General features: G+C 68.6%; 11 protein-coding genes. 4 read left to right on the plus strand and 7 right to left on the minus strand.

All coding sequences use genetic code 11. The features are described from left to right. Positions 1 to 54: 54 nt before the first annotated feature. The 3 genes from IG99_RS39885 to IG99_RS39900 form a co-directional block, all read right to left on the minus strand. Positions 55 to 2,823, minus strand: coding sequence for a caspase, EACC1-associated type (locus tag IG99_RS39885; RefSeq protein WP_037683221.1), 2,769 nt, complete (start codon positions 2,821 to 2,823; stop codon positions 55 to 57). Positions 2,824 to 2,831: 8 nt separating this feature from the next. Beyond that, on the minus strand, positions 2,832 to 3,236 hold the full coding sequence (locus tag IG99_RS39890; protein WP_037683222.1) for an effector-associated constant component EACC1: 405 nt from the start codon (positions 3,234 to 3,236) through the stop codon (positions 2,832 to 2,834). A 1,071-nt stretch (positions 3,237 to 4,307) separates the two neighbouring features. Further along, positions 4,308 to 5,264: a tyrosine-type recombinase/integrase gene (locus tag IG99_RS39900; RefSeq protein ID WP_107056144.1), complete on the minus strand. Its 957-nt coding sequence runs from the start codon at positions 5,262 to 5,264 to the stop codon at positions 4,308 to 4,310. A gap of 828 nt (positions 5,265 to 6,092) precedes the next feature. On the opposite strand from IG99_RS39900, the gene IG99_RS39905 reads away from it, so the two are divergent. Further along, complete coding sequence (locus IG99_RS39905; RefSeq protein ID WP_037683226.1) at positions 6,093 to 6,770, plus strand: hypothetical protein; 678 nt, start codon at positions 6,093 to 6,095, stop codon at positions 6,768 to 6,770. A 32-nt stretch (positions 6,771 to 6,802) separates the two neighbouring features. Here IG99_RS39905 and IG99_RS39910 read toward each other — a convergent pair whose 3' ends face one another. The 3 genes from IG99_RS39910 to IG99_RS39915 form a co-directional block, all read right to left on the minus strand. Further along, positions 6,803 to 8,509 carry a SpoIIE family protein phosphatase gene (locus tag IG99_RS39910; RefSeq protein WP_234312117.1) on the minus strand — a complete coding sequence of 569 codons (1,707 nt, stop codon included), beginning with the start codon at positions 8,507 to 8,509 and terminating at the stop codon, positions 6,803 to 6,805. Between the two features lie 488 nt (positions 8,510 to 8,997). Then, the gene (locus IG99_RS50980) at positions 8,998 to 9,411 is read right to left on the minus strand and encodes a DUF5994 family protein (protein ID WP_234312118.1); all 414 of its coding nucleotides are present in this window, start codon (positions 9,409 to 9,411) and stop codon (positions 8,998 to 9,000) included. Between the two features lie 156 nt (positions 9,412 to 9,567). Further along, positions 9,568 to 9,819 carry a hypothetical protein gene (locus IG99_RS39915; RefSeq protein ID WP_037683230.1) on the minus strand — a complete coding sequence of 84 codons (252 nt, stop codon included), beginning with the start codon at positions 9,817 to 9,819 and terminating at the stop codon, positions 9,568 to 9,570. Positions 9,820 to 9,994: 175 nt separating this feature from the next. Between IG99_RS39915 and IG99_RS39920 the strand changes: the two genes are divergently transcribed. After that, positions 9,995 to 10,507 carry a DUF5994 family protein gene (locus IG99_RS39920; RefSeq protein ID WP_037683233.1) on the plus strand — a complete coding sequence of 171 codons (513 nt, stop codon included), beginning with the start codon at positions 9,995 to 9,997 and terminating at the stop codon, positions 10,505 to 10,507. A 347-nt stretch (positions 10,508 to 10,854) separates the two neighbouring features. On the opposite strand, the gene IG99_RS50985 is transcribed toward IG99_RS39920, so the two are convergent. Beyond that, a complete protein-coding gene (locus IG99_RS50985; RefSeq protein ID WP_394298078.1) occupies positions 10,855 to 11,055 on the minus strand; it encodes an amidohydrolase family protein in 201 nt (66 codons plus the stop codon). Between IG99_RS50985 and IG99_RS50990 the strand changes: the two genes are divergently transcribed. Both IG99_RS50990 and IG99_RS39935 read left to right on the plus strand, forming a co-directional pair. Further along, on the plus strand, positions 10,961 to 11,257 hold the full coding sequence (locus IG99_RS50990) for an MBL fold metallo-hydrolase (RefSeq protein ID WP_051866520.1): 297 nt from the start codon (positions 10,961 to 10,963) through the stop codon (positions 11,255 to 11,257). The genes IG99_RS50985 and IG99_RS50990 overlap by 95 nt on opposite strands. Before the next feature lie 1,390 nt (positions 11,258 to 12,647). Next, positions 12,648 to 13,128 (plus strand): alpha-L-fucosidase (locus IG99_RS39935; RefSeq protein ID WP_199815716.1); only part of this gene is annotated, 481 nt, incomplete at its 3' end.

Genomic DNA, 13,128 nt, shown 5'->3' on the forward strand with positions numbered 1-13,128 from the left:
TGCAGAGAGAAATACGGTGCCATGGTCGAAGCCTCGCCGGTGTGCGGCCGGTGATCAAACGAAGAGTGCCAGTACGGCGGCGAGCACGGTGAGAACGGCCAGCGAACCGATGGCGGCCTGGCTGACACGGACACGGCGCCGCAAGTGGCGGCTCAACAGGATGTAGTCGCGCTCGTCGGCGACGATGTCTGTGGGGTTTAATGCCATCCTGCGTTCGGCCTCCGCGAGGTCGGCACCGGGCAACAGGCGGGCAGGGTCGCGATGCTGAATCTCCCAGCGGTTGAGGTCAGCCCGCAGTGCTTCCTGCCAGAGACGGAAGTCCCGGGACTCGACGAGCCAGTGCCCAAGGGCCGGCCAGAGTCTGATCAGCGCCTCGTGCGCCAGATCGACGATCTCCTCCTGGACCGCGCCACCTGGGGCGGGTGAGAGCACAACGAGCCTACCGGCGGCCAACTTCTTCGCTACCTCCATGATTTCAGGAGCGAGGTTGGCGGCACGCGCGGATCGAGGGGAGAACGTGTCACCGTCACCGGGCCGGGCCAGCTGTATGAACAACCGTCGAGCACACTCTTGTTGACCTTCGGGCAGTTCGGAGAGCACCCGTTCCGCGTATGTGACCGCACAGCCCGGTACGCCGCCCAAGAAGTCGTAGGCGGCGTGGGTGAGCGTCGAGCGGGTGCGACGGGTCCATAGCTCGGTGAGGGCGAACTGGACGAGTGGCATCCGCCCGGGCTCGTTGCATGAATCCGCGACAATCCGTTCAGGTAGTCCCGGCTCGAACCACAGCCCCGGCACGGCGTCGACGGGCGCGGATATCGCACGCCCCAGGTCGTTGACGGCCAGCGGGGCCAGGAACTGCACGGCGTCGCCGACGAGGTCGAACGCGTCGGGCGTCACCAGCAGGTCGAGGGAGGCGGGCCGCGCGGTGGCGACCACCCGCAGCACCGCCGCGCAGTCCTGGCCTGACAGGGCGGCGAGCAGCGTGAGCAGGTCTCGCGCGGCGGCAGGCTCGGCGTCCGCGTACTCCTCGAGTTGATCGACGAAGAGGATGTGCCCGGGGCCTTCTGCGCAGGCGAGGATTTTGCCGCGCAGTTCGGCGGGTGCGTTGCCGCCGAACTCCAGGAGCTGTGTCAGTTCCTCACTCTTGGCGAGCCGTTCGACCTCGCCGAGCTCCGGCTCCAGGGTGTTGGTCAGGGCCTTGGCGAGAGCTTCGGACGCCGGCACCCCGGGCAACGGCCGCAGCTCGGATACGCTCATGCCCTGGGCTCGCAGCCTGGGCAGCAGCCCTGCCAGTACGAGGGACGACTTTCCGCACCCCGAAGGCCCCGCCACCAGTGTCACGCTCTGCCTGAGCACAGCCGTGTACAGGCGGTCGGTGTCACTTTCGCGGCCGAAGAAGAACTCCGCGTCGTCCTCCGTGAACGCCGCGAGCCCTGGGAACGGACATCGCTGCTGGAGCGTCTGTTCGTGAACCAGGTCGGCCAGCGGCGCCAGATACGCGGTGCGCTCCTCGCCCCCGTGCACGGCGACCGTCATCCCGACGACGCCGTCCAGCGTCTCGTCCCAGACCGGCGCCCCGCTGAAGCCTGCTCCGATGGCTGGCCCTGGCTCCTGCGCCTCCATCTGTACCCAGCCCGATGCCTGCTGCGCACGCAGTGTGCCCGATACCCATACGCCGTCGTCGTAGGAGCGCGGGAACCCGAACACCCGGAACGGGTGCTGCCATACGTCGGCTGCGTCGACAAGCGGCGCCGGCCAACTGTCGTCGACTACTCCATCGAGCCGCAGCAGAGCCATATCCTCTCCGCCGCGTCGCCAGGACACGACCCTAGCCCTGGCCTTGGGACAGCCTCTGAGCCGCGGGAAGTCGAGTTCCACCCAGGAGTTGCTGGGCACCGGCTCCGCATGGCGCATCCCGAGTGCCATCGTGATGACGTGCGCACAGGTACACACCACGTCGGCGGCGACGAGGAACCCGGAACCGACCAGGTCACCGGTGGCCGAGTAAATGCGCACCTGCGACGCGGCGAGCGTCGGGCCCGCCCCATTGGGCCGATGCCCCAGGGGTACCAGGGCATGGGCGCGGTTACGGGCGATGCAGATCCGCCCTGCTGTGTTGCGGTTCTGCTTCTGCGGCAACGGGCGTGACGCGGCATCGAGTTCGGTGTAGATCTTGTGGTAAAGAATCTCCATGTCGAGCAGTTCACCGGCGCCCGTCACCCCCTTCTTGAGGGTGTCGAGCAGCGCACCGGTGAAGGCGGTGAACTCCTCCCCGGGCTCGGCGCGGGCCTCAGCCGTCTCCGAGGCAGCGGTGATGACGCAGGTGCCCTCCACGACGGCTTTGTCGACGACGTCTGTTGCCTCGCTGCTGCCCATCGCGCCCACCAGCGCCCGGGCACTGAAGCAGCAGTCGATCAGTACTACCTTCTTCTCGGCGCGACTGCTGTGGATGGCGCGCCTCAGGTCATCGAAGCGAAGCGCTGAGCGGACGCGGTGACTTCCCTTGCTCGACTCCGCAAGGGCCAGGTACAGCTCCCCGGTCAGCGGGTCGATCAGGCCGTGCCCCGCGTAGTACACGACCAGTGTGTCAACGGCGCTTGCTGCAGCTCGCTCAACCGCGTCCAAGATATCGTCGCTGCGGGGCAGTTGGGCCAGCACTTCAATCCGATCCTCCGGCACACCCCAGACGCTGGGGTCGGCCAGTAGGTCCCGAAGGCTGGTGAGGTTGTTCCTAACGGCGGGCAGATCCTCCAGTGCGGTGAAACTGTGGCAGCCGATCAGGACTACGTTGGAGGCGTCGATCCGGGAGATCGCGTCAGCCATACGGGACTTCAGGAGCCGGAGGTCGAGGCGGCGTCGGGATCGTCCGCAACGGGACCGGAACTGGAGTCCGCCCTGCGGAGCGTGTCGATGAGGGAACGGATGACTTCGGGATCGTCGGTATCCACGGTCACCGGCACACCGTTCACCTCGATGCGCACGGCTGGCGGCGGTGACGGCCGGCTGGAGCGCCAGGCCACCAAGGTTGTCAGCAGGCTGCCCAGGGCGATCGAGTTGGAGAGCACGACATTCACGACCTCCAGGGGAAAGCCCCCCATGCTACCGGGAGGCGGGGGCTGAGCCCCTCCCATGAACACCCGCGCCTGCCCGCGCAGGCTCCGCTCTTCGTGGAGCCAACGGAGCAAAGCCTCCAAGTCGCCACCGACCACCTCGTCAACCTTCAGGGCAAGCTCCATGTGACATACGTTATCGCCTACGTATGAGAGCCTGACGTCCTCAAGTGGGATACGTGCACTGTTGATTCACGCTTCTTGAGGCTGGGGCGCCCCTCGGAGCGAGGAACGGAGGGCTCCGGGTCAGGGGCCACCCAGCGCGGTTGCGGCGCTGTCGGCCCCGTCTAGGATTGCATGGATACGGTGCCCTTCGGACCAGCTACCGGCGGTTCGAGGAGTGTGACGTTCGTGGACACCGCGCCACCGTCGCACACCCTCTTCCCCGATGCTGGGCACCACCGGGTGCACCCCGTGGGCGAGACGGTCGAAGAGCTTCTCGCACGAAGGAGGGTCTGCACCACCAGGTTCAGGCTCCCGACGGCCTTCACGTGCTCGTGCCGGTCGCGGATCTCGCGCACCGCGCCGACCAGATCCGGGCCGAGCCGCGTGGACCCGGCCCATGAGAGGTCATAACTGCCCGCGGCAAGCCGACGAGGCTCTCCGCCTGACACTAGTTCAGTGTGTCTACGGCAGCGATGGTTTGCTGCATGTGGCAGCCGCCCTTCCTGGGGAGAATCCGCGCCGCTGGGGGGGCGCGTGGGGAGAATCGGCCGCATAAGACGGCACGCCTGTGAAAGACGCTGAAAGCCTCATCTGCCCAGGTGCACCACGGGTGTAGCCGAATAGCCGCAGCTCGGTGCCCCTCCGCAACACCTAGCTGGACAACTTCACGACGAACCTCACCGGCTCGCCTTGGCGGAAGCGGAGACGTCGATCTCGCCGATCTGACTCGGTTCGTGATCACCGCCGACGGGCATGGTGTCGCGTCGTCGCACCCCATGTGCCCGCGGACCTGCGCTCCTTACACCGGCCGAGGGCGAGGGCATCCACTCCGCTCCCCCGCCCCTCGTCACCTCCGCATCGGCATCCGTACTGTGGCCGCACACCAGCCCTGACCTACACACGACGAAAATCCGGACCATACACGGACCGATGGCTGCGCGCTGGGCTCACGAGCCCTCATTCGCGCTGGTCAGAGCCGCGCGAGTAGATGTACCACCAGCAGACGAAGAGCCTGCTGACCTCAGCATCGAATCAGGCCGCTTCCCACAAGCCTGCATCCAAAATGCGAGCCGCCTTCGTGATGCTCCCGGGCATCAAATGCCGGTAGTGCGATACGTCTCCTCGATGGACTTGTGACCCGCTCGGGCCGCGCAGGAGATAGCCATCCTGCGTGACGCCGTGCTTCTTCTCAAACCGCTCCATCGCTTCCCGCACGGAGCGCGGTAGCGGGACCTCCCGGTACTCCCCCGCCTTGCGGTGCTTCAACTTCGCCGGCTTGTGCGTGTTGGAATGGATCTGCTCATGTACTCGGTAGACGTCGTCCGCGACGACGTCGTTGATGTTCACTGCCCGGGCTTCCCCGTTCCGCAAGCCGCAGCCGACCATCATGACGATCTCAAGGGCGAGGTACTCGTCAACGGTCGTCAGTGCCTTCTTCACGTAGGCGAGGGTCGGGATGGCCACCTTCTGGCGGACGTATTCCGGTTCCTGAACCCCCTTCACAGGGTCGTCCGCCATGGCGCCCTTGCCGTAGGCGTCCCGCAGGATGGCCTTCAGGGTGCGGAAGATGTTCACCTGGTTTCCGCGGCCCACCCCGTCGGCCTCCAACTCGTCCAGGAAACGCTCGACCACGATCGGCGTGACGGAGTTCGTTTTTCTTGATCCAAGACGGGGGATGATGTGCACGTCGATGGAGCTGTCGACGTGCCAGCCCGTGGAGTACTCCGTCATCCTCCGCTGCCGTGGCCGCCACTGCTTCGCGTATTCCGCGACCGTCTGCTGACCGAGTTCCCGGCGGGCCTCGGCAACGGACGGCGCCGTCTTCTTTTTCTCCGCGTAGATCTGCGTGAGACGCTCGATCGCGTCGTCCTGCGTGTCGTAGCCGGCTTCTTCACGTTGCTCGCCGAGAGCGTCCCGGAACCGAATCGTGTACGGGTGCGGGCAACGGGTCGGCCTGGAACAACCGCACTCCTTGAAGAACGACCCCATCCCACGAGCAAGTAGAACATGGTACGCAGCATGGAGAAGCTCCCGAGGGTGTCTGCTCCCTGCCCGCTTTGTGCAGGTCAGGGGCCGCCCACACTGTACATCGACACGCCTTCGACTCGAAGACTTTCAGGAACATCGTGCGTTTCTGTGCCCCGGCTTCCCGCCTTCGTATATCTGCGCCATCCAGGCCGTCGCGAACCAACGACCAGGCCCATACACAAAGAACAGTACGGAACTGATGCCGAGTGGATGCCGACTTACCTGACGCCTCATCAGACAGGTACGGGATGGTTGGCCTTTGACCCGCTCGGAGGCGATTCGATCCCAGCTCGCAGGCGCATGCGAGGTTCTTATGAGGCCCCGGTGCGTCCCACAACGCATCCGCCCCTGTTCGGGTGCGGCAGGCCGCTGTTGCGGTGGTGGAGCGGCTACCGAGGAGGGCATCCTGCTTCCTCGCCTCCACGCTACTCCTGCCGGCGTCAGGCGCGGTCGCTCAGCGCGGCGGTCATGAGCGGTTCGGCCGCCTCCTCGGTGGTGTCGGGCAGCACGACCAGCAGCCCAGCGGCCGTGGCCGGGGCGAGCAGGACCCGGCGTGCGACATGCCCTCCTTACATCCACCGGACTCCCGGGCGCCCCCGTCCGATGGGGAGCGGACGGCACCGCCGTACCCGTCCCGGCGTTCTCGGCCATTTCGGTCCGCAAGGGGGGCGCTGCCCCGGGAGTACGGTTGAAGACACCGAGGGCATGTCGCGCGCCGACACCGGTGCCGCTCTCGGCGACCGACGACGTCGGGCCGGATCCGCCCGTGCCCGGGGCAGGGCGTGCCTCATGACCGTGAACGTGCCGGTTTCGCCGACGACCACAGAACTCCTTGAGCGGCCCGTCGGCCCGGACCGGCGCGGTACGTCGAAGCCCGTCCCGGCGAGGCCGGAACGCGGCTCCTCGCCCCGAGAGGGGCAACGTGTCCGTGCGCTGACCCGGCGTCAGATCGAGGACCATCTGCAAGAACTGGGCGATCTGTACGCGGAGACGTCCGGCGGCGGCCCCTGGGCGTGGAACCAAGCCCGCGGCGCCTTCCTGCGCCGGCTGGCGGCCGACGTACGGCGACCGGGATTCGAGTTGTTGATCGCGGAGACCACTGCGCTGACCGGATGCGCCTACGGTTTCCCCGTTCGCGGCGACGGTCCCTGGTGGGAGGGCTTCGACGGATACCTTCCAGGGCGGCTGCTCCGTCTCGCCACTGCCGGACGCCTCTTCGTGATCTCCGGGATCCACGTTCCGTCCCGCGTACGCAAGCAGAACCAGGACCGTGCCTGGAACCTCGCTCGGCGCCTGCAGAAACGGCTGCTCACCGACCACGGTGCCGCCGTCGCCGTCACGCTGGTGAACCGCTTTGACCACAGGACCGCCCAGGCGCTGCGGTCCTGGGGGTGGCGGTACATCGAAGGCGACACACCTCGGACGGCCCCGCTCGGCCCGTTCCGCGTCCTGGTCCTCGAGACCTGAGCACCTGAGCACCACGTCCCGCATCATGGCGATCACGGGGACGGCAGGCGCAGGGCGAGGAGGGCAACGTCGTCGGTGCTGCCGGGCGGCATGCGTGCGGGCAGTCGGTCGCACAGCGTGTCCAGCGGTTCGTGGGCGAGAGCGAGGGCCTGGCGGCGCAGACGAGCGAGGCCGGTGTCCAGGTCGCTGCCGGGGATTTCGATCAGGCCGTCGGTGTAGAGCAAAAGAGTGGAACCCGGTGGAAGGGACTGCGCGGCGCTCGGCCGGCTGCCGCCGGTCCCCGGAGGGGCGCCGAGGAGGAGTCCCTGTCCCGCTTCGAGGTACTGCGCCTGCCCGTCCTGGGTCAGCAGGAGGGGCGGCGGATGCCCCGCGCTGGTCCACCGCAGCGTCCATGGGCCAGTGTGCGGGCTGCCTTCGAGGAGGGCGAGGACGAGGGTGGCCATGGGGACGGTGGTGATGGCGGGCATGGCGTCGTCGAGGCGGTCGACGACGGCGCCGGGCGTGCCGGTGTGGTCCCAGGCCAGTGAGCGCAGGATGCCGTGCAGTTGCGCCATGCCGGCCGCCGCGGTCAGGTCGTGGCCCACGACGTCGCCGATGACCAGCGCGAGCGTGCCGTCCTTCCGCTCGAACGCGTCGTACCAGTCGCCGCCGACCTGGGAGCCGGCCGGGGCGGGCTGGTAGCGGGCGGCCAGCCGCAGGCGGCCGGGCTGGGGCAGCGGGGCGAGGAGGTTGCGCTGCATGGCCTCGGCGACGGCGCGCTGGCGGCCGAAGCGGCGGGCGTTGTCGATGACCAGGCCGACCCGACGGCCGATGTCGCTCACAACCTTCAGGTCCTCGGTGTCGAAGGGGTGCGCCGGGTCGGTGCGCACCAGCGTCAGGGCGCCGGTGATCTGCCGCTGAGAGCCCAGCGGCACCGTGAGGGCGGACGTCGCGCCCGCGGCCCGCAGGAAGCCGCTGTGTACGGCGGCCAGGGGAGAGTCGGGCGGTGCGGCCGTCTCCGCCTGATCCTGCAGGACGGGATCACCGCCGTTCAGCACCCGGACCAGAGGGGAGCGGGCCCACTCCCCGGCCTCGGGTAGGTTTTCGCGCCAGTCCTCCTGTGCGGCGTCCCGGCCTTCGGGACCCGTCACCGCCACACGGTGGACCTGTCCGGCACCGACCCGGAGGTCCACCGCCGCCCAGTCGGCGAGGCGGGGAACCAGCAGGCGGCCCAGCCGGGCGAGGGCCTCATCGGTCTCCAGCGTCTGACCGAGCACGTCGGTGATCTCCGCGACCAGCGTCAGCCGCTCGGTGAGGTCCTCCAGAGCACGTGTATAGGCCGCACGCTCCCGACGCGCGCTGCGGTCGCCGGCGGCATCGGTGAGCAGCACGGCCATGCCCGTGAAGACGCCGTCGTCCGTCAGGGGAGAAGCGGACCAGGAGATCGCGATCAGGCGACCGTCACCGCGCAGACAGATGTCACCCTCCCCCGGCGCCTCGGCCCTCTCGGTCACGGCCCGCAGCAGCGGGCACTGCTCCCGGGGGATCCTGCCGCCGTGCGCATCCCGGTGCAGCAGGTCGTGTGCGTCCTCCCCGCGCATCGCCGCGGCGGCGCGGCCCAGCAGCCGCTCGGCGGCCGGGTTGACCTCGAGAATCCGTCCGGCGGGGTCCACCACGACCAGGGCCGTGCCCAGCTGCCCGACGACCTGCTGCCAGAAACCCGGCTCGGCCGCCGACCACCACTGCCTCTCATCTCCCACACCCTCCACCACGCCGCCCCCTCCAGTCATGGAAACCCTCGCCGAAGAGCGCGGGCGCATCGGCAGACCGACACACCAGTGGATCGATGCTCCACCGACTGGCACCGGTCAGCTCGGCGTCCTTGTCCACTGCCCATGGTGCACGACGGGTACGGATAGTGGTCGTCGCCGAGCCGGTCGGCGGCGTACGGCCGCCTTCGGCGTGGGCGGTGCCGGTCCGGGCGCGGCGGCGCCCGGACCTGGCAGGAAGGCCATGCATTCCCTCGGCGCGAAGGTGGCCCAGATGGATGCTCTGACGGTTCCTCACGAAAGGATGAGCTCACCGCCCTGTTTCCCAGGTCCCTCGTGCTTGAAAACTGTGCGGCCCCTGAGAACGGGGCCCCGGCCCCCGCCGCCGGTCAACGCCCGGTGCCGGCCCGTCTCAACGCGATGCCGCTTCGGAACACACGCGGTTGTGACACAGAGGGAGTACGGAGCGCGGTCGCGGGTCATCGGCGGGCCCGTTCCGCACTCACGGCGGCCATCAGCCGGCGGCCAAAGGGGCGCCGGTCTCCGGGGGGCGACCAGGAGGTCACGGCGGCCCGCGGTGCGGGACAGCAGCAGGACCGCGTGCGGATCCAGCTCCGAGGTAACCAACCGACTCTCCCCACATGGCCGTTGACGAAGAGGAACTGCCAGTGGCGGGGGTTGAACGCCAGACGGGTGATCCGTCCCCACAGCGGATCCAGCACGCCCGCCAGAGTGGAGAGCTCGCTCGACAGGTCACGTGAACGAGGCCACGAGGCACCATCAAACGCGCTGAGCCCGTTGGAAGGGCTGCCGGATTTCAGCGCGAGACGCGCGGTCGGGGCCCTGAAAGGAATGGCCCGTAGCGGGGGATGAGAGGATACGGTCGCAGGCATCGCGCAAACCTGTATCCGGAGCCTTGCCTGAGCACGGGCGCCCGGTGTCGTCACTCACCGGGAACGACACCGGCATCGGGGCCGGTGCGCGAAGTGCTCCCGATGACTTCACGCTACTCCCCGATCGGTCCGGACGGACCGTTCCGCGGCCCCAGCTCACTCCGGCCGACGGCCGTCCTCCACAGACCGGCTGGTCTCCAGCCACGACCGTGCGGGTTCTGCCACCCGGGCCGTGTCCACGGTGAGGTCGAGACGGGTTCCTCCGTCGGCGCCCGCGGGATAGCTGCGCTGCTCGGTGGCGGCGAAGCAACAGCGCAGAGCCTCCGCGACCCGACGGGCGGCCTCGGGGGAGGCGGCGACGATGCGGACCTCGGCATGCCCGTCCGAGAGTGCTTCAGTGGACTCCATGGCGACCTCGAAGTTCGATGTCCCGGTATGAGACGCGCCGGATCTCTCACCCTACTCCGGCGTGTCCCGCAGCCCCTCGGGTGCCCGGTGGACTCCCCGGTGGCCGCCGGCCGGGAGTACCCGTGAAACCAGGAAGCCACTCGGTTCCCTCATGCCCGGTAGGCAGGCAAGTGCCATGTCCGACTCCGGCTCCCCGCGTGTGACCAGGCTCATGCCGGACGCCGTCCACCAGGCCGTGCGCCCCGGGACGGCTGTCGTACGGCTGGAGACGACACACGACCGGCAGGGAGTACACGACGGGGCATGGTGGCCGCGTTCCCGCAACATCGCAGCCGAGCTTCCCGGCCTGATCACCGCACTGACCGAGCACCTCGGGCCCGTCACACGCGTCGGCCTGGACGCCGACGCCTGGGAAGAACTGCCCACCCGGATGACCATCGACGAACATGTCGTCCGCATCGACCCCTCTCCGGTAGGCGACGACACCGTCCTCATCACCCGGGGCGAGCACGATCTCTTCTCCCTCCTCGTGGTCCCCCCGCACGCGACGCGCGATGCCGCGCGTGCGGCCATGGCCGAGGCCGTGCGCGCCGACAGCCTGACACAGGCCGAACAGATTCTCCTCGACACCGGCACCGACCGGGCCAACCCGCGCACCATGGAAGGCCCCCGGGCCCGCCGCGAATAGCCCGCGCAGGCTTCGGCTGCCAGCTGCGGAGGTCCTCGGACCGGACCATCGTGGGCGCCGGGATGGCGTCGGAGTGGAAGGCACCCGACATGGCAAGGTCCGACAGGCGCGGGTGACGGGCGCGGGCTACGACCGGGACATCTCGAAGGCGAAGTCGACAGAGGTGTTCCAGCGTTCCGCCAGGACGCCCTTGACCTGCCCGGCCAGGACACGGCTGGCCACCGCGTCTCCAGTTGGCTGTTCTCGACGTGCGACTGTTCCTGGGTGCGCTGCTGGAGGATCGAGATGGTGGCCACGTCCACCGCCGTCTCGCCCGCGCCGACGAGGCCGTCGCCGCCAGCTGGCGGTCAGGCCGTAGGTCCGCAGAGCGGTTCCCCGGTGAAGACCTCGTGGCGTTCGGCGGGTTGGAGAGCAGCCGTCAACTCCCGTGCGGTGGAGATGACTTCGGCGTAGGTGGCGGCCAGCCGGCAGACGGGCCAGTCGGAGCCGAACATCAGCCGCCGCAGTCCGAAGGCGTCCCGTGCGGCGCAGCTGGTCCACCGGGACATCTCCACCGTCGCGGACACCTCCGAAGGGACCGTCGTCCTCACGCACGCCTGGTGGAGCGTCCAAGGCCCCGCCGAAGATCCCACCTCCGACGACCATGAGGGCCTGCGCGCCTCCCGCAGCAAGATCCTCGCCCTCAAGCCCGCCCTGGTCGTCCCAGGCCACGGAGACCCCTTCATCCCCGACGAGAACACCCCCATCTGACCCGCAGAGGCCCCGAGACCGGCTTGGTCGCCGTCGCCGTCCGGTGCTTGCTCGCGGTACGCCGCCTGGATCTGGCCCCGATGACGGACGATCACTCCAGGCCCGACGGCCCCGGATGTGCTGCCTGAACGGCGCTGCGCGACGGAGCCGGCAACGCGGCCAGCACCTGCATTTTCCGCAGCCCGTTGCCGAGGAAGCCATGCGGCCCGGCGGCGCGACCGCCGCCGGAACATGACAAACTCGCCGTGGCCACATATGCGTTGGGCGTCCGGACGCTGAACGCGCCCGTCGGCCGGCCAGTCTCACCTGTCAGTAATGACGTGATGCAGGTCACACGCCGTTTCCGATATTGTCGCCGCGCCGCGAGTCCGTCCCCCGGGAGCAGACACCGGTGGGGACGCGTCACCACGGCGCCAGGGGTCTGCCGCTGCGCCCCCACGGGCGACCACCGCGCCCTCACAGACGGGCGGCGCGTAGCGGCGGTTCTGGTGCCGCCCGCACCCGACCGTCCAGAGGTGCCCCACAAGGGCCCAGTCCTTCCATTCACCCGACGTATCGAGCTTTCCACGTTTTGCACCCTGCCGCTTGATCCTGCTGTTCGAGTGCCCCATCAGCCGTGATCGCGAAGTTTCTGTCGATCCTCTAGACAGACTCCGCATCGGAGCCCGTTAATAGATCCGATGTCACCCCGACGGGCCACACCGTTTAGGTGGGCTCCTTGCAGCTCGCCGTCCGAGGGTGATCACTCCGTTTGGCCCGGTTGCCAAGCCGCGGCACGGTGTCTTGCCCCGGGGAAGTCAGGAGATCACATTGTCAGAGCCGATCAGCCGCAGAAGGGGCACTCGCCGGCACGACGGTCCGCCGAGGGCGGGCTTCGCCCTACGTCTGCGCCCTCTCCCTGCAGGAGTTGCTGATGCCCGGCGCGCCGCACTGCTCGTACCGACCGCCTTCCTGAGTGTGCTCTCGCTACTCGTCACCGAATCGCGCGCGCAGGCCGCTCCGTGACCGGGACCGATGCATCCCGGTTCCACCTACACCGCCGACCGCACCTGGCTGCGCAGCTTCCGGCCCGCCCTACAGCGGTACCCCGTCCCGCGACCCGCCCCTCTTGAAGGCAATGCCGGCACGACGGCCCAGGGGCACCTGGCAGCGGGCGGCGCCGACCTGCACGTTCACCGCTCAGCGCCACACCGATTGAGCGACCCCACGACAGCCGGTCGCCAACCTCGGGCGGTCACCTCCCGCTTCGCATCCGCCTGGCCTGCAGGTTTCAGCGGAGCACCGTTCCACAGCCACTTCGTCATCCGCCCATACCCCGACACCCAGGCCGTCGACTGCCACCTGGGACGTCGTCACCGCAACCAATGCCATCGATCCACAGGAGTGGGCCATGTCCTCACGAAGAATGACTCGCCGTACGTTTCTCGGCGCTGCGGGTGTGGCGAGCGCCGCGACCGCCCTGCCGATCATCCCCGGCTTCTCCGGGCTTCTGTCGCAGGCGGCCGCCGCTGACACCCAGACCAACCTGAGCCGGATGGTCGACATGCGCTTCGGCATGTTCAACCACTTCAGCCTGGGCACGTTCACCAACCAGGAATGGGCCGAACCCAACCAGAGCCCCACCCTCTTCGCTCCCCCGAGCGTCAACTGCGCACAGTGGGCCGACGCGGCGGTCGCCGCAAAGATGAGTTACGGCATCCTGACCACCAAGCACCATGACGGCTTCGCCCTGTGGCCGAGCGCCTACGGCACCCAGAACGTCGCGAACAGCTCCTACAAGCAGGACATCGTGCGGACGTACTGCGACGCCTTCCGGGCGAAGGGGCTGAAGGTCGGGTTCTACTACTCGATCTGGGACCGCACCTTCGGCG

The sequence above is a fragment of the Streptomyces griseus subsp. griseus genome, assembly GCF_000720255.1.
GTDB classification, from domain to species: domain Bacteria; phylum Actinomycetota; class Actinomycetes; order Streptomycetales; family Streptomycetaceae; genus Streptomyces; species Streptomyces griseus_I.

Excerpts from the sequence above, each read along its gene's own strand:
- IG99_RS39885 (WP_037683221.1), bottom strand. The coding sequence starts at position 2,823 with ATGGCTGACGCGATCTCCCGGATCGACGCCTCCAACGTAGTCCTGATC.
- IG99_RS39890 (WP_037683222.1), bottom strand. The coding sequence starts at position 3,236 with ATGGAGCTTGCCCTGAAGGTTGACGAGGTGGTCGGTGGCGACTTGGAG.
- IG99_RS39900 (WP_107056144.1), bottom strand. The coding sequence starts at position 5,264 with ATGGGGTCGTTCTTCAAGGAGTGCGGTTGTTCCAGGCCGACCCGTTGC.
- IG99_RS39905 (WP_037683226.1), top strand. The coding sequence starts at position 6,093 with ATGACCGTGAACGTGCCGGTTTCGCCGACGACCACAGAACTCCTTGAG.
- IG99_RS50980 (WP_234312118.1), bottom strand. The coding sequence starts at position 9,411 with ATGCCTGCGACCGTATCCTCTCATCCCCCGCTACGGGCCATTCCTTTC.
- IG99_RS39915 (WP_037683230.1), bottom strand. The coding sequence starts at position 9,819 with ATGGAGTCCACTGAAGCACTCTCGGACGGGCATGCCGAGGTCCGCATC.
- IG99_RS39920 (WP_037683233.1), top strand. The coding sequence starts at position 9,995 with ATGTCCGACTCCGGCTCCCCGCGTGTGACCAGGCTCATGCCGGACGCC.
- IG99_RS50985 (WP_394298078.1), bottom strand. The coding sequence starts at position 11,055 with ATGTCCCGGTGGACCAGCTGCGCCGCACGGGACGCCTTCGGACTGCGG.